The sequence below is a fragment of the Alcanivorax profundi genome, from assembly GCF_003597125.1.
Classification (GTDB): domain Bacteria; phylum Pseudomonadota; class Gammaproteobacteria; order Pseudomonadales; family Alcanivoracaceae; genus Alcanivorax; species Alcanivorax profundi.
Map to the genome: position 1 here is coordinate 197,406 of NZ_QYYA01000002.1, position 22,817 is coordinate 220,222.

Sequence of the window (22,817 nt, forward strand, 5' to 3'; positions counted from 1 at the left end):
CCCGGCCCGCCTGATTAAAGGCTTTTCAGTGCAAGACCCAGCTTGAACGTGGGGCCATACTCTTCGTATTGTGCGTTGAACTTTTCCTTCCCGGTGTAGGCATAGAAAGGTTCATCATTGATGTTGATCGCTTCAAATGTCAGCTGCAGGTTATCGGTCAGGAAGTAATACCCGTTGAAGTCCAGCTGGATGTGATCATCCGTGTAGATGTCATAGCGCTTGTCCATCGAATCACTGACCTCCTGCAGGAACTTGCCGGTGTAATTGGCCGCCAGACGCAAGCTCAGCTTTTGGGTTTCATACCCGACCATCAGGTTACCGGTGACATCGGACTGACTGGGCAAGGCGATGTCACGACGGAAGGTGGTACCGCTACCTTCATCGTAACTTTCAATTTCGGCGGAGGAATCCACCAAGGTGGCATTCGCCCCCATCAGCAGGCCGTTGAAGGGCGCAGGTAACTCGCTGAACTGTTTGGAGTAGGCCAGCTCAATGCCGTAGAGACTCGCATCATTGCCATTCTCGAAGGTCTCCGCATCATCAAAAGCGGTGTAACCCGGCGTGCCCCCCTTGTCTGTCAGGTAGGCAAAGTTCTTGATGTCCTTGTAGAACGCAAACGCCGACACCACACCAGCACGGCCCATGTAATGCTCGATGCCCAGATCCAGGTTATTGGATTCCAGTGATTTCAATGCCGGGTTGCCAAAGCTGGCCTCACTGCCATCAATTTCAAACCCGGGAGAAAGCTGCTCAAAGGTGGGCCGTACAACACTGCGGGTAAAGGCAGAACGCACCAGCGTATCGTTGGTCAGCTGATAGCGCAGGTGCAGCGCCGGCAGCCAGTGATCTTCATCGTTGTCGTAATGACTGGCTGTGATGGTGCCGTTGTCATCGCCGAAACCGTCCGCCTCGAAGTCCAGTCGCTCATAACGTACACCGGCAAGAATACGCAGTTGCTGAATATCCACGGTGCCCATCAGATACGCCGCCTGACGATCTTCCGACATCTCGTAGTCTTCAATAGCCGACGCGATATCTTCGTACTGACCGGGGCCGGCAATCAAACCGTCAATGGAATCCGGATCAATGCCCGAACCAAAGTTGCCGAGCTCGTAATCCACATCGGTGGCATGATCCGCCAGACTGGCACTGGGACCATAGGTCCAGACATTCACATCGCTGTCTTTGGTGCGCTGGCTGGCTTTGGTGCCGAACTTGATCGATGCCGGGTTATCGTTCCAGTACAGGTCACGGGTAAAGTCCAGCGCCACATCGACCTGCTCATCCGTTGTTTTGCCTTCCGTCACTTCAATCTCATCCAGATCGAAGTTGCTGTCGTCATAGAAACCCGTGGGATACAGCGCTGAAGGCTTGCGGTGGCCCTGATAGCCCCCATCGGTGAAGTCCGCCACGAACACGGTGCTGTCCGCATGGCGGGGCTCGTCTTCCTGCGCCGTGCTGTAACCTGCACGAAAATCCGTGGTCCATTCCCCGGATACGTGCTGTCCACCGAGAACGAAAGACGAAATATCCTGGGTTTCTTCACGGTCCTTCAGTTCTTTTTCCACTTCGGTAACGCCGGTCTGCCCCGGTTGCTGGGCAGAGTCAAAGGCGAAAACATTAGCCTGACGAATTTCTTCATCCCGGAATTCACTGTGCAAAGTGCGCAGATACAGGCTGGTGTCATCACTGAGCAGGTAATCGACGTTCAGCGCCATACCCAGCCGCTCGCGGGTAATCATGTAATCGCGCTGCTCGAATTCTTCCAGGGCATTGTTATCATCAAAATCCCAGGCGCCGCCCGTTTCCACGTTGTCAGACCCGAAATCGCGTTTGCCCCAGCTCACGGCACCGGCCACACCAAGATTCTTTTCCCCGCCGCCCAGTGAAAACTGGTTGCTGGCTGCCACGGCGAATTCTGGACTGGTCTGATCGGTGTGCTCGTCGTAGCTGCCGGCGCCACTGACGGAATAAAACAGGCCATCGCGGTCAAACGCTGACAGGGTCTCAACCTCCACCGTGCCCCCCAGCGAGTTGCCGTCCATGTCCGGGGTCAGGGTCTTGACCACGGTCAGGGACTCCAGCAAATCTGCAGGGATCACATCCAGCGCCACGGCGCGGCGTCCGGCCTCGGGCGCCGGCACCTGAATGCCATTGACGTTAACCGCATTAAGATCCGGGGCCACACCACGCACCCGAACAAAACGCCCCTCACCCTGATCCCGTTCAATAGAGACACCCGGCATCCGCTGCAGGGACTCGGACACGTTGTTGTCCGGGAAGTCCCCGATATCATCTGCCCGCACCTTGCTTTCAATATTATCGGCCGCACGCTGCTCACTGAGCGCCCGGTCGGTACTGGCCGCCTGACCGATAACGCGCACCGTTTCGATCTCGTTGGGCTCCCCGCTTTGTGCGTGAAGCTGGCCACACACCACGGCAATCGCCGTGGCCAATAGAGTCCGCGCCACAGGCGGCCCGACAGGCTGTTGAGAAGCCCCTTGCATGCTCAGCGTGGCCTGAAGGGTGCAGCTGTTGTGTTTTGTCGCGACGGGCAGGGTGGCTCCCTTTCCTAGCGACAAAGCGCAGCAGATGGGCCCTTCAGGCCGCGCCCTTCGGGTCTTCCAGGCTGGCCCGCACTCGTTGTTGCGCTTTTTCGATGGATGGACATACACCTTCAAAAGCGCGCCTAGATTGCGAACCAGCCTGAAAGACTGAGCACGCAACGGGCTTCTCAACAGCCTGTTAAACAACATGTTAGATGACATGGGTGTCCCCCGGGCAATGCCCTGTGAAATTGGCAATGCCCGGCACGTTAGGCAGCCCCTATTTCAGTTCGGTTACAGCCTCACCACAAGAGCCAGTTTTCGCGGTGTTTCTCGGTCAATTTGAGCTGTTGTGACCCCCTCCAGGGCAGGCCTGTACTCACCCGAGCCGGTCACAACACGGAAAAGCCAGGGGCATTCATCATTGCCCTGAGCCAATTCGACCCCTCGCGCTCACCACAGGGTTTTCATCAAACTGCAACCTCCCTCCCGTATTGCTGCGGCAGTCAGAAAGGAGAATGCATGTGAAACAGCGACTCAGCCTGCATCGAGGTTCCCTGATTGCCCTGCTGGTCATGGCGAACCTGGTGGTGCTGGCCAACCTGGCCAGTGGCGATCTGAAAACGGTATCGGAACTGGTGTGGCTGGACATCGCGGGGGAAGGGGGAGCCGCGCTGCTTGCCCTGCTGTGGATTGGGCTGATTCTCAACAGCCGCCCGACCGGTCGAGTCACCCGCTTGCTGGTGACAGGCCTGAGTACCCTTTTCCTGGCCTACTGGCAGGACCTGATGGATGAATTCATCCAGTTACCGTCTGCCGTGATGTGGGACCACTGGCTGGAATCCGGCGCCATGCCTCTGGGCATGCTGCTGCTGACACTGGGGATCTACCACTGGCACCGGGAACAGCAGGCAATATCCGCCCAGCTGCAGAAACGGGAGCGGGTGTTTCGGGAGCATCGCAGCCTCGATGGCCTGACACCACTTTCCGGACCACGCTACCTGCGCGAGCAATTGGCCATGGAACTGCTCAAACAGGACCAACCCCTGTCACTGGTCATGCTGGATCTGCACTGCTTCGACCATAGCCGCCGACTCCTCGGCCCCCACGACAGTGACCGGCTGTTAAGGGAAGTGGCCGAAGTGCTGCTGCTCAACCTGCGCCAGCAGGATCTGCTGTGCCGTTACGCCGGTGACCGTTTCGCCGTTGTGCTACCGCGTACGGGGCGCCAGGAAGCCGAGTCCTTGACCCGGGAACTGGAACAGGCGGTTCGCCATTTTGCGTTCAAGACCCAGCGCGGCATCACCCACCCCGTGGCCATCATGGCCGGTCTTGCTGTGGCCCATGACGAGGATGCCGACAGCCTGATCGAGCGCGCCAATCGCAACCTGCACAGTCCGTCCCGAGTCGCCTGAGATGGTTTTTTTCCTGCATGACCAGCGCTTTATTCCTGCCCACGGGCAGGCTGCCGTACTGCTGGATCTGGCAGCGGATCAGGCCATCGACAGCAATGTACTGCTACGTCATACCGGCCTGTTCCGTGAACAAATCGTGCAGGGGGAGGCGCAGCTCAGCAGCCATGATTTTCTTCAGCTCATTCACAACAGTCGCCGCAGCCTGGCCGATCCGGAACTCAGCTTTCGCTATGGCCAGCGCCTGTTCCCCGGCCATTATGGTGCCGCCAGCACCCTGCTCGCCAATGCCGGTAACCTGGCCCAGGCGCTGCAGGTGTTCTGTGATTTCGGCGTGCTGATTCAGCCGCTGGCAGGGGCTCGATTGTCACTCAGCGAGCAACATCTCTGCCTGCAGTGGCTCGACTGTGCTGGCAGCGGCCCGCATTGGCGATTCATCGTCGAAGCCGCCATGACCGGCGTCGCCTCGGTCACCCGCTGGCTTAGCGGCGAACGTCTGCCCTGGCAATTTCTGTTCCGGCATGACTGCCCCGATTACCCCGAGCAGTACCAGGTTCATCTGAGCGGCCCACTGCACTTTGCCTCACAGATAGACGCCATGCTGCTGCCCCTGGAGTATCTGGAGCGCCCCTGGCCCAACCACTCGGCCACCGCCAGGCAGGCAGCCCTGCAGCAGTGCCAACAGGAAATCGCCTCGCTACCAGGCACTCTCAGTCTGCGTCACGGGCTCTACCTGCACTTGCTGGAACACATTCACCAGCCGCCGTCACTGCAGGAAAGCGCCGAATGGCTGGAGTGCAGCCCCGCGACCCTGAAACGACGCCTGAAAGGTTTTTCCAGTCACTACCAGCAACTGCTGGATGAAGCCCGACTGCACCAGGCCGTACACTGGCTTGCCTTTCATGGCCTGGGCCCGGATCAGGTGTGCGCACGACTGAATTTCACCGACAGCACCAACTTCCGTCGCTCCTTCAAGCGTTGGAGCGGGCAAACCCCGGCCATGTGTCATCGGCAGCTGCTGCGATTTGCGCAACGATAAGGCACCTGCATAAACGCAGGTCAGCCAAGAGGCGCGGGACAGGAGAGAGAGGAAGAAGGCGGGCACAACAACAACCCGCCCAGACCGCTCACTCTGCCGGAGTGCAGAGCGAGCGGGCAAAGCATCAGGACGCGCCGGCGCCCCACAGGCCTTTCAGAGCGTTCAGCGCCGTGCTACCCACTCCTTCATTGCCCAGGAAGCCGAGAATTTTCGGCGCAAACTGGGAGATCATTTCCGGGCTCAGACCCAGCGACGAAAACACCTTCGCGACACCCTGCAACGAGGAAATGTTGCCCAGCATGGAGGACGCCACACCGCTGCCACCACCCAGCAGGGAATCGAGCCCCGGCACCTTGTCCAGAATACCGCCGAACTGGTCGGCTGACAGGTTGTTCTGGGCCATGGCCAAGAGCGCACCGGCACCCCCCGCGGCTTGCTGCTGAGTCACGCCCAGATCCTTGGTCAGCGAGTCCACCAGAGCCTGGGCTTCACCAGTAATGGCCATGCCACTGTTGGCCGCATCGCTGGCCTCACTGATGGAAGAATTCGCTTTTTGCGAAGCGCTGTTCACCGCCTCATTGGCAGAGTCTGTCATTTTCTTGAAGTCGAACGCCTGCACCGGCGCACTCATCACCATACCCAGCGACACCGCCAGCAACCCAACACGCATCTTGTTCATAACCACTCCCGGTCACTCATTTCCATTGATCATCAACTTGCCGGGGCAACCCCGGCATTCCGACACCTTACCCAGCCGCCTACAGGACGGCCATCACTTTATGTCCGTTTTGCCTGCGGCTTTCATCAGCAACGCCAGGAGCTGCTCCTGCTCCCGCGCATCCAGCCCCACCAGCAAACTGGCGAAAGCCTGCTGGCGAACCTGCTGCCCCCGTTTCGCCACTCCTTCCCCTTCCGGGGTCAGGAACAGATGGGTCCGCCGGCGATCATGGGCATCCGCTTCCTTGCCCAGCAGGCCGGCACCTTCCAGCTGCTTAAGCTTGCGAGCCATCTGCGCCTTGTCGCGGCCCAGGTAATCACATAGTTCGCGGGCGGTGCTGCCCGGGTAGCGTGCAAGAAAGCCCAGCAAGCCAATGTCCGGCGGCCCCAGGCTCAGGGGCAGGTCCGCCAGCCCCTCACGCATCTCACCACGAAGACGATTGAGGATATCCGTAAAGACTTCCCCCAACGCCTGACTGATGGATTCCTGCATGGCACCCCCTTCTCTTGTCTATGCACCCAAAACTGGTTGACTTTATCAACTTTAATCGCAAATATAGTTGACACAATCAACCATTAAAGGAACCACCATGACACATCGACATGGCTACGCCCCCACCGCCCATGCCAGCCTGTACCTGAAAAAACTCTGTCGGCACTTCAGCCACAAAGTCGACACGGAATTCGATGATAGCCGTGGCATTATCCGCTTCCCTTTCGGCACCTGTGAGCTGGACGCCCAACCAGAGGCCCTGCATCTGCACTGTCAGGCGGGAGAAGACAATGTGGAGAAACTGCAATCCGTGATCGACAGCCACTTGCTGCGCTTTGCCAGCAAGGAAACGCTGACACTGGTCTGGCAGTAACGGTTATTTCTCGGGGACGTTGTACTCAAAACGCGGCAGGTGCCACTGATAACGGATCGCCAGCATGCGGACCGTAAATCCAGCGGCCAGCGTCAACAGCGTGATCAGCCAGGCCGGCCAGGCCATCTGTTGCAACACCAGAAACAGGCAAGCCGACCCCAGCGACACCACCGCATACAGTTCCTTCTGAAACACCAGCGGAACACGGTTGCACAGCAGGTCACGAATCACCCCGCCAAAGATGCCGGTAATCAGCCCTGCCAGTACCGCCACCGGCATGCCCAGCCCCATGCTTTGTGCCACTTTCACACCAATAATCGTGAACGCCACCAGTCCGAGGGCATCCAGCATCAGAAACAGCATGCGCAGGCGGGACATGAGCGGTGCAATCCAGATGGTCAGCAACGCCGCCGAGGTCGTCAGCAACAGATATTCCGGGTGGGCAACCCAGGTCAGCGGGTAATGCCCCAACAAGAGGTCACGGATAGAGCCGCCCCCAAACGCGGTGACGGTGGCAATCATCACCACCCCGAACAAATCCATGCGCAATCGCCCCGCCGCCAACGCCCCGGTCATAGCTTCAGCAGTGATACCGATCAGGTACAGGGTCAGCAGCATGGAGATTCCTCGAGCAGGAAGATTTATCAGGCTTTGCGGATACGGTCTTTCTCGATGACGATCTTGCGCGCCTTGTAGAGCCCGCCAATGGCTTGCTTGAAGGCATTCTTGCTGCAGCGGAAGGCATCGAAGATCGCGTCCGGCGCACTCTTGTCACCCAACGGCAATTCGCCACCGGCGTTTTCCAGTGCTGCCAGAATCTGCTCGCTCAGGGCATCACTCTTGGCTGCACCCGGCGCATTCAGGGACAAGCTGAGTTTGCCGTCTTCGCGCAGACGCTGCACATAGCCGGTGACCCGCTGGCCAGGTTTAAGCGGCGCACGCAGTTCCTTGCGGGCAATCATGCCCCAATAACGATGATTGACGACCATCTTCCAGCCCAGATCGGTCTCCCGCCCGGCAATCAGGGCCACCTCATCACCTTGCTGGAATTCATTGCAGGTATCTTTCAGGAAACGATCCAGCTTGGCACTGGCCAACAACCGCCCTTCCCGATCGGTGGTCACCATGACCAGCGCCCGACCTCCGGGCCGCAAGGGGGCGGTCTGTTCAGCCAAAGGCAACAACAGATCCTTGGGCATACCCCAATCCAGAAAAGCGCCTAACTTGCTGGTGGAGACCACGCCCAGACTGGCAACTTCGCCCCGTTGTACCTTGGGCGCTTTTACCGACGCCATGGTGCTGCCCTGGCCATCGTTGTAAAGCGTGACCAGCACGCTGTCACCGGGTTGCAGGTCACCGGCTTCCCGGGTCGGAAGCAACACATCGCCCAATGGGCCGCCGTCCAGTAACAGGCCATTACGCACCGCCCGAATCACTTCCAGCGAATACCGACGCCCCAGCGTCAGGGAAGAAGAAGCCGTCATAAGAGAGTCCGGTTGTCGGAGAGTAAAGGCCAGGATTTCATCAGGGCCGACATCGCGGGCAGTGCCTTCGAGACCACACCGTGCCCACCTGTGCTGTAGCTTGAAGCTTGCCGCTTTTCATCACCACATCAGATCATCGGGAATGGGGAAATCCTTGTAGGGATCATCCTCATCCACATCCTGCGCACCGCGCTCATTGAGCACCAGAATGGGGGCGTCATCACGCTGGCGGATCTTTTCAGCCACCACCGTGGGGACCAGCTCAACGCCCTCACCCAGTGCGACAATGGCAACCTGACCTCGCTCCAGCTGTTGCTGCTGTTTTGCCGTAACCCAGGTTTTCTTGATTTTCTTGTCCTGCACGAACTGATAGGCCACCTCGGCACCGTTTCGGTCGAGGCGACTTTGCTCAATCATTTGCTTGATCTGGGCAGCAATTTCCTTGCGCTCACGCTCGGCCTTGCGTTCCGCTTCGCGCTGGCGATCGGCTTCGGCTTTTTCCGCCTGCTGACGACGCACCCGCTCGGCGGCATCGTCCTGTTCGATCTCGCCACGCTTGACCTTGTTGGCCACTTCACGTTTCTGCTGCTTGGCCCGGCGCGCCTTTTTTTGGTCCGACAGGCCGGCCTTCATCAATTGTTCCTGCAGGGAGCTCATGGCAAATCTCTCATCTATCAGTGACCAGAATCGTCGCAGGGCAAACTGGTTGCCCTTCCGTCTGGCGGCTTAACGGGCCAGGGGCGTTGCCGGAGCCGTCCCCAGCAGCGGCTGAGCGCGTCGGAAGCGGGCATCATAGCCCGGCTGCCACGGGAACACCCCTTTCGGGTCAGGCCAGACCATCTGCAACGCCGGATATGGCGCTGGCAGGCTCTGGTAGAACCAGTTGGCAAAGCCCAGGTATTCCTTGTAGTGCGCAAACCCCACCGGAAGGAACATGACCTCGAGACCATCGGCAATATCATTGTATAGCCGGTAGGGCTGATACGGCTTGTTCAGGCCACGAATACGCACTGCAGCGCTGTCGAGCAAGCGGCTGGCCAGCGCGTCCTTCAACCCCACCACGATCAGCTCGGGGTGGTTCAAGTTCAGGAAATGCCCCACGCTAAAAGTATAGCCAGGCTGACCATCACCTCCAGGCACGGCAAAATGGTGCCATCCCTTGCGCTGGATATCTGCCAGTAGCACCTCATCTTCTGCATCTTCCGGGGCGGGGTAACGGAACTGACCGGGCATCTCGTCAAGAAACATGACTGTGTGAACTCCAGGGCCTGCAGCCCGTTAAACACATTTGCGTAGAGCGATTCTAGCAGAATCCGCACTGCCTTGGCGCCCGGCATCCTCCCTGCGCTATACTTCAGGGACATTCCCTGCCGACTGGATCACTCATGAAACGAACGCTGCTTGCAACCGCCGCCCTGTTTACCTCCTCTGCCCTGTACGCGGCGCCAGGCCTCACTGTCTATGGCGGTGGGTACAGCTGGGACAGTGAACTGGAAGGCACCTTCTCCTCCGGCGGGGCCAACATTGATGTGCAGGATGATCTGGGCTTCAACGAAGCCGATCAGGGTGTCCTTTATCTGGGCATTGAACACGCCGTTCCGATCCTCCCCAACTTCCGGGTCCGCTATATGGATCTTTCTGATACGGCCAGCAACCGTATCCAGCGCACCTTCGAGTTCAATGGCCAGATCTATGTGGCGCAAACCCGAGTCGATACCGACTTTGATATGGAGATGCTCGATGGCACCTTCTACTACACGCCAGTAGATACTGCCCTGAAACTGGATGTGGGCCTGACCGTCCGCAAGATGGAAGGCTACCTGCATCTCAATAGTCTGAATTCCGATGCCCGAATCGACGTCGATGAAATTGTCCCCATGTTGCATCTTGGCGCCAGAGCCAACCTCCCTGTACCCGGTGTCTATGTGGGAGGGGAAATCAATGCCATTGAATACGATGGCTCTGGCATCAATGATTTCGATGTGCAGGTCGGTTGGCGCTCCGATTACCTGATTGGCATTGAAGTCGGCTATAGCTACCTGCAACTGGATCTGGAAGATGTCAGCTCTCTGGACACCGACCTGGAAATGGGCGGCCCTTACCTGGCGCTCTCGATTGGTTTCTGACCTTGCAGGAGACCCGAACAATGAAGACAGGGATTGTCCTCGCCTGTGCCAGCCTCGCTATCAGCCATTCTGCCTTGGCCGAGGGCGTCCGTTTATCCGGGGGAGGGTACAGCTGGAACAGTGAACTGGAGGGCACCATCAGCGACGGAGATGAACTGGATCTGGATAACGATCTGCAGTTCAACCATGCCAGACAGAGCGGCGCCTACCTCACACTGGAACACGACAATCACTGGCTGCCCAATGCCCGGCTTCGCTACCTGGGGGTGCGCGATGCCGCCAGCACTTCGTCCCCCCGGGATCTGCAGTTCGCAGGCGAAAGTTTTATTGCCGGAGACCAGATTCGTAACGATCTGGATCTCCGCGTTTCTGATGCCACCCTGTACTACTCTCTCCCCCGCAACAACGGAGGCAAAGTGAATGTTGGGCTGGCAGCCCGGGATCTGAACGGCGAACTGGAAATTCTTTCCACTTCGGCACAGGCAATACGCCGCATTGACGAGACGCTTCCGGTATTCCATCTGGCGGGGTATTTACCGTTCCCATTGTTATCCGATAACGCGTACCTGGGAGCCGAAGCCAATGGCATCTATCTGGATGAAGATCAGTTGGGCGACTTTATTTTACGGGCAGGGTGGCAATCGGATTTTTTACTGGGGCTGGAAGTCGGCTTCCATCAGATGTTCATAAAACTCGACGAGGATTCCCGGAATCAGGCCGTAAACCTGAAATTTGGGGGCCCGTACGTGGCGCTAACACTGAACTTTCAGGGGCCCGCTTTCTAGCGAGGAATCAGCTGATTTCTCGCTTCAGTTCTTGCAAGTGCAGGTCCTTGGCTGCCCACAATTCGCTAACCCACTGCTGTAACTCGGCACGAAACTCGGCATCTTCCTGGTAATCACTGCGCCACAGGGCGGGATCCAGCGGACGCGTCTGCACGTCCACCACCACGCGATTCACCTTGCCACTTAGCAGTGCCCAGAAACCGGGTGGCGTGCCCTGCGGATAGGCGATCGTCACGTCCAGGAGCGCGTCAAGATTATCCCCCAGTGCTGCCAGCACGAAGGCCACACCCCCAGCCTTTGGGTTGAGAAGGTGGGTGTAGGGCGCCCCCTGTTGCTTGTGCTTGGCCGGTGTAAAACGGGTCCCTTCCAGAAAGTTCACCACCGTAACCGGGATGCCCTGAAACTTTTCACAGGCCCGGCGGGTAATCTCCAGATCCTTGCCCTTGAGTTCCGGATGTTTCGCCAGCACCGCCTTGCTGTAGCGCTTCATGAACGGATAATCCAGTGCCCAGAACGCCAAGCCCAGAAACGGCACCCAGATCAACTCCTTCTTTAGGAAGAACTTGAAATACGGGGTCTTGCGATTGAACGCCTGCACCAACGCCGGAATATCGACCCATGACTGGTGATTACTGACCACCAGGTAGGAGGTGTCCTGGCGTAACGCTGCCACCCCGCGGATATCCCATTGTGTCGGGGTCATCAAGGCAAAGATCGCCTTGCAGATTTCCGCCCAGGTTTCGGCAATGGTCATCACCATTACCGAGCAGGCTCGCCGCAGGGCCGCTACCGGCAACAGCAACTTCAGCAGCGCCACCACCATCATGGGGCCGATCAATACCAGGGTATTGATCAGCAACAACAACACTGTAATGACGCCCCGTACCATTACTGTTCCCTCAGTCCCTGCTGTTTAAGCGCCCTTTCTCTCAACAGCCATGCTGTCCACGTTCTGGAAACCACGTGGCAGCTTGGCACCCCGGCGGCCCCGTTCACCGTAGTAATGCTCCAGGTCAGATGCCTTCAGCGTCAGGTGGCGTTTACCAGCAAAGATGGTTAACGAATCCTGCGGCCCCAACACCTGCACGTCTTGCACAAACTCTTCCCGTGCCGCCACCCGTGCAGACGGTATCGACATCATCTTGTTGCCTTTACCGCGCGCCATTTCCGGCAGCTCCTTGACCGGGAAGACCAACAAACGCCCTTCGTTGGACACCAGTGCGATAAGGTCATCGCTGACACTGCCCACCGCCTGCGGTACCAGCACCTTGGCCCCCTTGGGCACGCTCAGCGCGGCCTTGCCCGCCTTCTTGTTAGCGAGCAGATCGGTATAGCGCACCACAAAGCCGTAGCCGGCATCGGTGCTCATCAGGAAGGCATCCTTTTCCTTGCCCATGACGGCGGCCATGAAAATGGCCCCCGAGGGCGGACTGACCCGCCCGGACAACGGCTCGCCCTGGCCTCGGGCGCTGGGCAGGGTATGTGCAGGGAGGGAATAACTGCGCCCGGTACTGTCGATAAAGCACACCGGCTGATTCGACTTGCCCCGGGCACTGGCGCGGTATTTGTCGCCGGCCTTGTAGCTGAGGCCTTCCACATCCACATCATGCCCCTTGGCAGCACGCACCCAGCCTTTTTCAGACAGCACCACCGTCACCGGATCGGCACTGACCAGATCGGTTTCATCCAGCGCGGAAGCGGCACTGCGTTCCACCAGCGGCGAGCGACGGTCATCCCCGTATTTCTCAGCGTCTTCCTTCAGCTCTTTCGCCACCAGTTTCTTCATGCGGGCCGTGGAGCCGAGCGTGGCTTCCAGGGTTTCACGTTCTTCGTTGAGCTCATCCTGCTCGCCACGAATCTTCATTTCCTCGAGTTTGGCCAGGTGGCGCAATTTCAGTTCGAGGATGGCTTCGGCCTGGCGGTCGGAAATCCCGAAGCGCTCCATCAGCACCGGCTTGGGCGCATCTTCGGTACGAATGATGTGGATCACTTCATCAATATTGAGGAATGCGACCAACAAGCCTTCCAGGATATGCAGGCGTTCGAGCACCTTGTCGAGGCGGTGCTGCAAGCGACGGCGCACCGTGACCATGCGGAACTGCAACCACTCGTTGAGAATGGTGTCCAGGCTCTTCACCTGTGGCCGGCCATCAATGCCGATCATGTTCAGGTTAACCCGGTAGTTCTTTTCCAGATCCGTGGTAGCAAACAGGTGCCCCATGAGCTGCTCAATATCCACCCGGTTGGATTTGGGTGTAATCACCAGCCGGGTCGGATTCTCGTGATCGGATTCATCACGCAGGTCGCTGACCATGGGCAGCTTTTTCTTGTTCATCTGGTCGGCGATCTGCTCCAGCACCTTGGCGCCGGAGACCTGATACGGCAGCGCCGTGACCACGATATCGCCATCCTCACGCTCGTAAACGGCACGCTGTTTCAGCGACCCCTTGCCCTCGGCGTACATGCGGATGATGTCGTTGATCGGGGTAATGATTTCCGCCTCGGTGGGGAAATCCGGCCCGGTAATATGCTCCATCAAATCATCCAGCGAGGCGCCGGGATCTTTCAGCAGATGGATACAGGCGTTGGCGACTTCACGCAGGTTATGGGGCGGAATGTCTGTGCTCATGCCCACCGCAATACCGGTGGTGCCATTGAGCAGCACATTGGGCAGTCGTGCCGGCAGCAGCTTCGGCTCATCCATGGTGCCATCGAAGTTCGGCACCCATTCCACCGTGCCCTGCCCCAGCTCCGCCAGTAGCACCTCGGCATAGGGCGCCAACTTGGATTCGGTATAACGCATGGCCGCGAAGGACTTCGGATCATCCGCGCTGCCCCAGTTACCCTGACCATCCACCAACGGATAGCGGTAACTGAACGGCTGCGCCATCAATACCATGGCCTCGTAACAGGCCGAGTCTCCATGGGGGTGATACTTACCCAGTACATCACCCACGGTACGGGCGGACTTCTTGTACTTGGCGGTATTCTTCAGGCCCAGCTCACTCATCGCGTACACGATTCGACGCTGCACCGGTTTCAGGCCGTCACCGATATTCGGCAGGGCCCGATCGAGAATCACGTACATGGAATAATCCAGGTACGCTTTTTCGGTGTATTCCCTCAGGGGAAAACTTTCAAATTCGTCAGCCATTTTTGCTCGCTATACTCACTTTAGTCTGACGTCGGACGTCTGAAGTCGGACGACAAAACCGATTATTCCCTTGCGTCAGACGTCCGAACCCAGACGTCCGACCCGCCGCAGCGCAGCGCTACACTTCAGCCAGATTCCCCTTTTCTTCCAGCCAGATCTTGCGATCCGAGGCGCGCTTCTTGCTCAGCAACATGTCCATCAACTGGTGGGTGTCATCGTCGCCACTGATGGACAGGCGCACCAGACGGCGGGTGTCGCGGGCCATGGTGGTTTCACGCAATTGCAGCGGGTTCATTTCGCCCAGCCCCTTGAATCGGGTGACGTTAACCTTGCCCCGCTTCTTCTCGGCCTTGATGCGATCGAGCACCCCTTCGCGTTCGTCCTTGTCCAGGGCGTAGTAGACGTCCTTGCCCACATCGATGCGGTACAGCGGTGGCATGGCCACAAACACATGACCATTTTTCACCAGCGCGGGGAAATGCCGCAGGAACAAGGCGCAGATCAGGGTCGCGATGTGCAGACCGTCAGAGTCCGCATCGGCAAGAATGCAGACCTTGCCATAGCGCAAGCCACTGAGATCATCACTGCCCGGCTCGATCCCCAGTGCCACCGCAATATCATGGATTTCCTGACTGCCCAGCACCTCACCAGAGTCCACTTCCCAGGTGTTCATGATCTTGCCCCGCAGGGGCATGATCGCCTGATAGACCCGGTCACGGGCCTGCTTGGCACTGCCCCCGGCAGAATCCCCTTCCACCAGAAAGATTTCACTCTGGGACGGATCATCGCTGGTACAGTCGGCCAGCTTGCCGGGCAACGCCGGGCCGCTGGTGACTTTTTTGCGCGTGACCTTTTTGGCCGCACGCAACCGTTTCTGGGCATTGTTGATACACAGGTCCGCCAGCTTCTCGGCTTCGTCGGTGTGCTGGTTCAACCACAGGGAAAAGGCATCCTTCACCACGCCAGACACGAACGCCGCCGTCTGCCGTGAGCTCAGCCGCTCTTTGGTCTGGCCGGCGAACTGCGGATCCTGCATCTTGACGCTCAGGACGTAGGCCGCCCGGTCCCAGATGTCTTCCGGGGTCAGCTTCACCCCACGGGGCAACAGGTTGCGGAACTCACAGAACTCACGCATGGCCTCCAGCAAACCGGAACGCAACCCGTTCACGTGCGTGCCGCCCTGGGCGGTGGGAATCAGGTTAACGTAGGACTCCTGCACCAGCTCGCCACCTTCCGGCAACCACATGACAGCCCAGTCCACTGCCTCGGTCTCGGCACTCATGGCGCCGTTGAAGGGCTCTTCCGGCACCCGCTCCCAGCCGGTAGCCGATTCCAGCAGATATTCAATCAAGCCGTCTTCAAACTGCCAAGTCTCGGTTTCTCCGCTGAGCTGGTTTTCCAGAATGACCTTCAGGCCCGGGCACAATACGGCCTTGGCCCGCAGCAGGTGCTTGAGCCGCGAAACGGAAATCTTCGGGGAGTCGAAATACGACGGGTCTGGCCAGAAGCGTAGAATGGTACCGGTGTTGCGCTTGCCCACCGTGTCCACCACTTCCAGTTCGCTGCGCTTTTCGCCATCGCCAAACTCGATGCGGTGCAGCTGCCCGTCACGTTTGACCAGCACTTCCAGCTTGGTGGACAGGGCATTCACCACCGACACACCCACACCGTGCAAACCACCGCTGAACTGGTAGTTGTTGTTGGAAAACTTGCCGCCCGCATGCAGGGTGGAAAGGATCACCTCCACCCCGGGTTTCTTCTGCACCGGGTGCAGGTCCACCGGCATCCCGCGGCCATCATCTTCCACTTCCACGCCACCGTCCTTGAACAGGGTGACCTTGATGGACTTGGCATGGCCCGCCAGTGCTTCATCGACCGAGTTGTCGATCACTTCCTGGGCCAGGTGGTTGGGGCGGGTGGTGTCGGTGTACATGCCGGGACGCTTGCGCACCGGCTCCAGGCCCGACAGTACTTCAATATTCTCGGACGTATAGTTGTTGGTCATAAAGTATCTTGAATTCAGGGTCGGACGTCTGACGTTGGACGCCGGACGACTGACAAACGGGTTGTCGCGTCAGACGTCAGACTGCCGACGTCAGACTCACACCACAAAACCGCAGAATCAGCGGTATGAAGGCGTCAAAGTTATCAAAGGCGTGGCTGCCACCCAAGCCACAATAGCGGTGACAGTCGCCATAATAGTCCCAACCATCTTCCCAGTTGAGGGTTTCATCCCCGGTCTGGGTCAGCAACAGCTGGTTGTCCGGCTTGGAAATGTCTGCCACTTCGTAGTGACGCAACTCTTCCAGCCAGGCCGGATTGAACTGGTAGGCCTCTCCGGTGTGATAGTTATGCTGGATACCTGTGTATTTGTCCAGTAGTCGCCATGGACGAACTGCCGGATTGATGTGTGCCGCCTTGAGATCATGGTGCTCGGCCAGCCAGGTGGCATAGAAGCCGCCCAGCGACGAGCCCAGCAGCGCCACCGGCCCAGCCGAGGCGATGGCCGCATCCAGCTCTGCCATGGCCTGCCGCGGGGACGGCGGCAAGGCCGGCACAATCAGGCGTTCCGCACAGCCTGCACGCTCGAACACCTCACGCAGAATCCCTGCCTTGTGCGAAGCCGGAGAGCTGTTGAAGCCGTGAATGTAGAGAAGAGAGGTTTCTGGGGCCATGGCATCGCAACCAAAACAGTGAACAGTGAACAGTGAACAGTGAACAGTGAACAGTGAACAGTGAACAGTGAACAGTGAACAGTGAACAGTGAACAGTGAACAAGGCTGCCCGACCGACATACCCTGTCAAGTTTTTCTTCTTTTCCTTGTCCTTAAACGCACAAGGCCACACCCAGAATCTGAGCGCGGCCTCCAGCCTGGCTGTATGCACCTGCGCCACACGCGCAACTATTAACTGTTAACCATTCACTATTAACGGTCTTTCAGTAGCCCTTGACCGTGAAGTCCACTTCGAAGGTGATCCCCTCAACCCGGCTGACGCCGGTATCAATGCGACCATCGGGATGCAAATCCAGCCAGCGGTAGCCGGGATTGGTATCGTCCACCGCGAAATCTTCGCTTTTGGGCTTGAACTGTACACAGGTGCTGGGCACCGCCAGCATCCGCACACCATTGCGTTCGTTGTCGTATTCCTGGTGAACATGCCCCCAAATGATGGCGCGCACGCGGTCATGGCGGTCGATCACATCAAAGAACTGGCTGGCACTGCCGACCACCTGGGTGTCCAGCCAGGCACATTCCATCGGCACCGGATGATGGTGCAAACAGACCATCAGATGGTCCCCTTTGGCATGGGCCAGGGATTGATCCAGAAATTTCAGGTCTTCATCGAACAGTTCGCCCGGCACCTCACCAGGAATGGTGGAATCGAGCATCACGATGGTCCAGTTCCCTACCTCAAGCACACAGGGACTCATCCGTTCACGCTGGGTATCCAGAGCCTCGAGCATGGGGGCAGGTTTGTCGTGGTTACCTTCCAGCCAGTACACAGGGGTATTGAAATCAGCCAGCGCCTGATCCAACCGCTGATAGGATTCGAAAGACGCATCCTGGGAGAGATCACCCGTGGCCAGAATCAAGTCCGGGTTTGGCTGCTCAAGGCGAATCAGCTCGAGCACCTTGTCCAGACTGAACTGGGTATTGAGGCCCAACAGCTTGCCATCCGTGTCGGCAAACAAATGGCAGTCCGATAACTGCACAACTCGAAGGGGCTGCAACTGCTGCGTCAAATCCCCGCTCCCGTGACCGTGATGATTCTTCTGGTTCCCATGGTTGAGAGCACATGCTCTCTCGGGCGTCCCCACGCCCTCCTGCGATTCCTTATAACCAAGATGATGGCACTTTTCTAGGAATCCGGTCCAAGACCCGGAATTGGTTACCATTTCTCCACAATCCACCCTTTCGGGCAGGGGCTGCATATTGCCAAACCGGCCAGTCTGTGCTCAGCGTTCGCCAGTGACCTGTTGGCGCCACTGCTGACCGCCGTCACGGCCATGATCATGGACATGACGAAGCCACTCCGCCAGAAAACGGTTCCACTGCGCTTTCTCATCACGCTGATGCATATTGCGGTTGGGGTAGGCATAACGAGCGTTGATCCGTCGGAACGGCCGGGCCTCGGTCACTTCCGCCAACCGGGCATCATGGTACAGGCGCACCGTCAGCCGGGAGGCAGGCAATACGTCCAGCAGCTCCTGATCTTCCAGGCGCACCGTGGTGGTGTAAGGAGAACGCTCAAGCACCTGCATACGCAGGGTGTGAGGGTGATGGGCATGCCCCAGATCCACACTCATCTGATCACGGTCCCCGAGGGCATTCATCAGTGGCAGCATGCGAGCATAGTTCTCCTCGCACTGACTCATCAGGGCACGAAAATCGAGACGATAACGGTCTCGCCGCGTCACTTCGCCCCCCAGCGGGCATCCAGATCCTGGCGATTAAGCAGCAGCCACTGCAAGGCGATCAGGCTGGCGGCATTATCCACCCGCCCCGAAGTCAGCAAGGCCGGGATGGTATCCGCCGACAAGGTCAGGGCACGGATGTCCTCTCCTTCATCGGGGCAGCCAAAGATGCCTCCTGCGCCCGCCAGGTCAGCCTTGCCCACGAACACATGCAGCCGCTCATTGGTACCCCCCGGGCTCGGCATGTACTGGGCCACGGTCTCCATTTCGGCCAGGGTCAATCCCGCTTCTTCAATGGCTTCGCGACGAATCAGGTCTTCGGCACTTTCGCCGTCCTTGTCTGCAATACCGGCAATCAGTTCCAGACACCAGGGAGTATCGCGCCACTCCAGCGCCCCCACGCGAAACTGCTCCACCAACAGGATTTCGCCGCGCACCGGGTCGTAGGGCAGCACGGCTGCGGCCGGAGGCCGAATGAACAGCTCGCGGCGAACCGGCTTGCCCCAGCCCCCCTGGTAGTGACGGTGGCGCAGGGTCAGGGCATCAACGCGGAAGAACCCCTGGAAAGGCGTTTCCGTTTCCAGGATTTCCACGTCATCCTGAGTGAATGGAGGCGACAGTTCAGTCATGGGCTTTATGGTACAAGGCACTGCCCTGCTCACGAAATTCCCGGGACTTTTCTTCCATGCCGGATTCCGCCTGATCGGCCTGGGCCACCTGGGCACGGCCATCACCGTAGGTCTCACGAACTTCCTGGCTGATTTTCATGGAGCAGAACTTGGGGCCACACATGGAGCAGAAATGCGCCACCTTGTGTGCCTGCTTGGGCAGGGTTTCATCATGGAAAGCCCGCGCCCGATCCGGGTCCAGCCCCAGATTGAACTGGTCTTCCCAGCGAAACTCGAAACGCGCCTTGGAGAGCGCATTGTCACGGATCTGCGCACCGGGGTGCCCTTTCGCCAGATCCGCCGCATGGGCGGCGATCTTGTAGGCCATGATGCCTTCTTTCACGTCTTCCCGGTTGGGCAGCCCCAGATGCTCCTTGGGCGTGACATAGCAAAGCATGGCGGTGCCATACCAGCCGATCATCGCCGCGCCGATGGCACTGGAGATGTGATCGTAGCCGGGGGAAATATCCAGCGTCAGCGGGCCCAGGGTATAGAACGGGGCCTCGCCACAATGGGCCAGTTGCTCATCCATATTGGCCTTGATCATATGCATGGGCACGTGGCCCGGGCCTTCGATCATCACCTGTACATCGTGCTTCCAGGCGATCTTGGTGAGCTCACCCAGGGTCCGCAGCTCACTGAACTGGGCTTCGTCATTGGCATCGGCCAGCGACCCCGGCCGCAGGCCATCGCCCAGGCTGAAGGTCACATCGTAGGCCTTCATGATCTCGCAGATGTCTTCGAAGTGGGTGTAAAGGAAATTTTCCTTGTGATGCGCAAGACACCACTTGGCCATGATGGAGCCACCGCGAGACACGATGCCGGTGACCCGGTTGGCCGTCATCGGCACATAGCGCAGCAATACACCGGCATGAATGGTGAAATAGCTGACCCCTTGCTCGGCCTGCTCAATCAGGGTGTCGCGGAAAATCTCCCAGGTCAGGTCCTCGGCGATACCATTGACCTTTTCCAGCGCCTGGTAGATCGGCACGGTGCCGATGGGCACAGGGGAGTTGCGCAGGATCCACTCACGGGTTTCGTGAATGTTGTCCCCGGTAGACAAGTCCATCACGGTATCACCGCCCCAGCGGGTAGCCCAGGTCATCTTGGACACTTCTTCCTCGATGGAGGAGGTCACCGCCGAATTACCAATATTGGCGTTGATCTTGGTGAGGAAGTTACGGCCGATGATCATCGGCTCCAGCTCGGGGTGGTTGATATTCGCGGGAATTACCGCGCGCCCGCGGGCCACTTCATCACGAACGAACTCCGGGGTGATGCGGTCAGGAATCGCCGCCCCAAAGCTCTGGCCCGGATGCTGCTGGCAGGGCAGGCCCGAGGCCAGGTGCTCGTCCAGTCGCTGATTCTCGCGAATGGCAATGTATTCCATTTCCGGGGTAACAATGCCCTGCCGGGCATAGTGCATCTGACTGACATTCTTGCCGGCACGGGCACGCAGCGGGGTGCGGACATGCTCAAAGCGAAGACCCGCCGTTTTCAGGTCAGCCGCGCGCTTGCGACCGTACTCGCTGGTCAAGCCGCCCAGTTCCTCGGTATCATCCCTTTCCTGAATCCAATTCAGGCGAATCGGGGCCAGGCCTTTACGCACATCAATCTGCATATCGGGGTCCGTGTACGGACCGGAGGTATCATAAACGCAGATGGGTGGGTTATCCTCGAACCTTCCTTCCGCCAGTGGCGTTGGATCCTGTCGGATCTCTCGCATGGGCACCCGGATGTCCGGGCGGGAGCCGGTAACATAGATTTTTTGCGAACCGGCAATAGGCAGGCAGGATTCTTCAATAGCATTAGCGGCAATGGGGCGCTGATCGTCTGGCACGTCGGCCTCCAGAAAGTGGGGTCACAATGAGGAATGGCGGACACTATACGCCAGCGCCCATTGGCCAAACAACCGCAGACCCCGGGCCGCAGAAGCAGTACCAATTTTCTGTACCAGCCAGTACTATTATTTGTTATCAACCCACAGGAAGAGTGCACCAGAATGAAGCGCAGCTACACCCAGTCCCTCGCCCTCCTGCTGACCGCCCTGGGCGGCTCTGTTCATGCCGCCAATCTGGTGGAAGTCGCCAACGCAGCCTGGTCCTACGACGGCACCTGGCGCGCCGCCCGCATGACCTGGAACGCCGATCAGCAGTTGCTGGTGCAAGGACGTGCCGCACTCTTCCCGAATGTGTCTGCCAGCTATGGCCGATATGACAACGAACAGGAAATCGAAGACCTGCGACTGGAACAGAATTACGGCAGCGAAGTCAGCACCTTTACCCTGACCCAGCCGCTGTTCCGGGTGGATGCCTGGTACGGCTACAAAGAAGCCAAATCCAGCACCGACATCGCCCAGGCCAACTTTGAACAAGCCCGTCAGGATTTTGTCCTGCGCGTCGCCCAGGGTTACTTCGGCGTGCTGCGAGCCTGGGATAACTGGGTATCCGCCAAAGCCGAAGAAAAAGCCATCGGCCGCCAGCTGGAGCAGACCCAGGAGCGTTTCGATGTGGGCCTGGTGCCCGCCACCGATGTAGAAGAAGCACAAGCCACCTACGACCTGACCCAGGTCAACCTGATTGTGGCCCGCCAGCAATACGAAATTGCCCGTGACCAGCTGGAGACTCTCACCGGGCAACAGTGGGAAACCCTGTCAGAGCTGCAAGACGACCTGCCCATGGATGGCCCGCAACCCTCCGCCATGAATGAATGGATTGACAAGGCCCAGTCAGAAAACCCCGGCGTCCGCGCTGCGCTGTACAACACCCAGCTCACCGAGAACACCGCCAAGCGTCAACTCGGCACCATGATGCCGCAGGTGCAGCTGGTGGCACAGTATCAACACTCCCACCTGGATCCGGACGACAATACCGCCACCACTGGCGGTGGTGCGGGCAGCGGCGGCTGGCTGTATGACACACAGAACCGCCAGATCGGCATTGAAGTCAGCATGCCCCTGTTCCAGGGCGGCGGCCTGAACAGCCGTCGCAAGGAAGCCTATCTGCGTGCCGATGCAGCCGACTTCCAGTACGACCAGGCAGTGCGCGACATCATTCAGCAGACCCGCAGCGCCTACCGCACGGTAGAAGCCGATGCCCTGCGCATCAAGGCCCGTGAGCAAGCCATCCGCTCCACCCGCTCTGCATTGGATGCCACCCAGTCCGGCTATGAGGTAGGTACCCGTAACGTGGTCGACGTGCTCAACGCCCAGCGCGCCCTGTTTGCCGCCGAGCGCGACTACGCCAACGCCCGTTACGATTACATCATCGACTCCCTGACGCTCAAATCCACCACCGGTGATCTGCAACAAGGCGACCTGGCCGCCGTGAACCAGTGGCTGTCCCCCAGCGAGACCCTCAACCTTTACCAACCAGATCTGGAAGGAAAGAGTGAGGAAATGATGGAAGAAAATGCAGCGAACAATGAATAGTTAAGCGCGTAACGCGCCAGCATTAACTGAACGCAAAGAGGCCGCGCCCAGACACAGGGCGCGGCCTCTTGCTTTGAGGAGAACCTGTCACAGGCATCTACTTGCTGTGGGAGCTTGCCTGCAAGCGATCAACCACAATCCTCACCCAAACCCTGAACGCGGCCAAACACCCT

General features: G+C 58.7%; 21 protein-coding genes. 6 read left to right on the plus strand and 15 right to left on the minus strand.

What is annotated here, in order from left to right; genetic code table 11:
- Nucleotides 1-14: 14 nt before the first annotated feature.
- Entirely contained in the window at nt 15-2,507 is a 2,493-nt protein-coding gene (locus D4A39_RS06140) for a TonB-dependent receptor (RefSeq protein WP_052017529.1), read from the minus strand.
- Between the two features lie 563 nt (nt 2,508-3,070).
- Between D4A39_RS06140 and D4A39_RS06145 the strand changes: the two genes are divergently transcribed.
- Both D4A39_RS06145 and D4A39_RS06150 read left to right on the plus strand, forming a co-directional pair.
- Nucleotides 3,071-3,961 carry a GGDEF domain-containing protein gene (locus D4A39_RS06145; protein ID WP_233192276.1) on the plus strand — a complete coding sequence of 297 codons (891 nt, stop codon included), beginning with the start codon at nt 3,071-3,073 and terminating at the stop codon, nt 3,959-3,961.
- A 1-nt stretch (nt 3,962) separates the two neighbouring features.
- Nucleotides 3,963-4,997: an AraC family transcriptional regulator gene (locus D4A39_RS06150; RefSeq protein ID WP_022986382.1), complete on the plus strand. Its 1,035-nt coding sequence runs from the start codon at nt 3,963-3,965 to the stop codon at nt 4,995-4,997.
- A 124-nt stretch (nt 4,998-5,121) separates the two neighbouring features.
- On the opposite strand, the gene D4A39_RS06155 is transcribed toward D4A39_RS06150, so the two are convergent.
- On the minus strand, nt 5,122-5,676 hold the full coding sequence (locus D4A39_RS06155; protein ID WP_022986381.1) for a DUF2780 domain-containing protein: 555 nt from the start codon (nt 5,674-5,676) through the stop codon (nt 5,122-5,124).
- A gap of 93 nt (nt 5,677-5,769) precedes the next feature.
- Nucleotides 5,770-6,207 (minus strand): MarR family winged helix-turn-helix transcriptional regulator, encoded by a 438-nt coding sequence (locus tag D4A39_RS06160; RefSeq protein WP_022986380.1) that lies wholly within the window; start codon nt 6,205-6,207, stop codon nt 5,770-5,772.
- Nucleotides 6,208-6,304: 97 nt separating this feature from the next.
- Between D4A39_RS06160 and D4A39_RS06165 the strand changes: the two genes are divergently transcribed.
- A complete protein-coding gene (locus D4A39_RS06165) occupies nt 6,305-6,580 on the plus strand; it encodes a DUF2218 domain-containing protein (RefSeq protein WP_022986379.1) in 276 nt (91 codons plus the stop codon).
- Nucleotides 6,581-6,583: 3 nt separating this feature from the next.
- Here the strand turns inward: D4A39_RS06165 and D4A39_RS06170 are convergent, their stop codons facing one another.
- From D4A39_RS06170 to D4A39_RS06185, 4 genes are all read right to left on the minus strand, one after another.
- On the minus strand, nt 6,584-7,198 hold the full coding sequence (locus tag D4A39_RS06170; protein ID WP_022986378.1) for a trimeric intracellular cation channel family protein: 615 nt from the start codon (nt 7,196-7,198) through the stop codon (nt 6,584-6,586).
- Nucleotides 7,199-7,224: 26 nt separating this feature from the next.
- Nucleotides 7,225-8,064 (minus strand): CvfB family protein, encoded by an 840-nt coding sequence (locus D4A39_RS06175; protein ID WP_022986377.1) that lies wholly within the window; start codon nt 8,062-8,064, stop codon nt 7,225-7,227.
- A 120-nt stretch (nt 8,065-8,184) separates the two neighbouring features.
- Nucleotides 8,185-8,721 carry a DUF2058 domain-containing protein gene (locus D4A39_RS06180; RefSeq protein WP_031226914.1) on the minus strand — a complete coding sequence of 179 codons (537 nt, stop codon included), beginning with the start codon at nt 8,719-8,721 and terminating at the stop codon, nt 8,185-8,187.
- Nucleotides 8,722-8,790: 69 nt separating this feature from the next.
- On the minus strand, nt 8,791-9,312 hold the full coding sequence (locus D4A39_RS06185) for a DUF4262 domain-containing protein (RefSeq protein ID WP_022986375.1): 522 nt from the start codon (nt 9,310-9,312) through the stop codon (nt 8,791-8,793).
- Nucleotides 9,313-9,449: 137 nt separating this feature from the next.
- Between D4A39_RS06185 and D4A39_RS06190 the strand changes: the two genes are divergently transcribed.
- Both D4A39_RS06190 and D4A39_RS06195 read left to right on the plus strand, forming a co-directional pair.
- Nucleotides 9,450-10,190, plus strand: coding sequence for a TIGR04219 family outer membrane beta-barrel protein (locus D4A39_RS06190; protein ID WP_022986374.1), 741 nt, complete (start codon nt 9,450-9,452; stop codon nt 10,188-10,190).
- Nucleotides 10,191-10,210: 20 nt separating this feature from the next.
- The gene (locus tag D4A39_RS06195) at nt 10,211-10,975 is read left to right on the plus strand and encodes a TIGR04219 family outer membrane beta-barrel protein (protein ID WP_022986373.1); all 765 of its coding nucleotides are present in this window, start codon (nt 10,211-10,213) and stop codon (nt 10,973-10,975) included.
- Between the two features lie 7 nt (nt 10,976-10,982).
- Here the strand turns inward: D4A39_RS06195 and yihG are convergent, their stop codons facing one another.
- The 8 genes from yihG to thiC all read right to left on the minus strand — a co-directional run bounded on the left by yihG (nt 10,983) and on the right by thiC (nt 21,054).
- Nucleotides 10,983-11,864, minus strand: coding sequence for a 1-acylglycerol-3-phosphate O-acyltransferase, YihG family (gene yihG, locus D4A39_RS06200; protein ID WP_022986372.1), 882 nt, complete (start codon nt 11,862-11,864; stop codon nt 10,983-10,985).
- A 24-nt stretch (nt 11,865-11,888) separates the two neighbouring features.
- Nucleotides 11,889-14,129, minus strand: a complete 2,241-nt coding sequence (gene parC, locus D4A39_RS06205) for a DNA topoisomerase IV subunit A (RefSeq protein WP_022986371.1) — start codon at nt 14,127-14,129, stop codon at nt 11,889-11,891.
- Between the two features lie 118 nt (nt 14,130-14,247).
- On the minus strand, nt 14,248-16,134 hold the full coding sequence (parE, locus tag D4A39_RS06210; protein WP_022986370.1) for a DNA topoisomerase IV subunit B: 1,887 nt from the start codon (nt 16,132-16,134) through the stop codon (nt 14,248-14,250).
- Nucleotides 16,135-16,210: 76 nt separating this feature from the next.
- Entirely contained in the window at nt 16,211-16,804 is a 594-nt protein-coding gene (locus D4A39_RS06215) for a YqiA/YcfP family alpha/beta fold hydrolase (protein WP_031226912.1), read from the minus strand.
- A 263-nt stretch (nt 16,805-17,067) separates the two neighbouring features.
- Nucleotides 17,068-17,874: a 3',5'-cyclic-AMP phosphodiesterase gene (gene cpdA, locus D4A39_RS06225; RefSeq protein WP_199699426.1), complete on the minus strand. Its 807-nt coding sequence runs from the start codon at nt 17,872-17,874 to the stop codon at nt 17,068-17,070.
- 213 nt (nt 17,875-18,087) lie between these two features.
- Nucleotides 18,088-18,549 (minus strand): DUF1249 domain-containing protein, encoded by a 462-nt coding sequence (locus D4A39_RS06230; RefSeq protein ID WP_022984142.1) that lies wholly within the window; start codon nt 18,547-18,549, stop codon nt 18,088-18,090.
- Complete coding sequence (locus tag D4A39_RS06235) at nt 18,546-19,175, minus strand: NUDIX domain-containing protein (protein WP_022984143.1); 630 nt, start codon at nt 19,173-19,175, stop codon at nt 18,546-18,548. Before D4A39_RS06235 ends, D4A39_RS06230 begins: the two co-directional genes overlap by 4 nt.
- Entirely contained in the window at nt 19,168-21,054 is a 1,887-nt protein-coding gene (gene thiC, locus D4A39_RS06240) for a phosphomethylpyrimidine synthase ThiC (RefSeq protein WP_022984144.1), read from the minus strand. The genes D4A39_RS06235 and thiC overlap by 8 nt, the downstream gene beginning before the upstream one ends.
- A gap of 162 nt (nt 21,055-21,216) precedes the next feature.
- Here thiC and D4A39_RS06245 point away from each other — a divergent pair, with 162 nt between their 5' ends.
- Complete coding sequence (locus D4A39_RS06245; protein ID WP_119917718.1) at nt 21,217-22,644, plus strand: TolC family outer membrane protein; 1,428 nt, start codon at nt 21,217-21,219, stop codon at nt 22,642-22,644.
- The last annotated feature ends 173 nt before the right edge of the window (nt 22,645-22,817 follow it).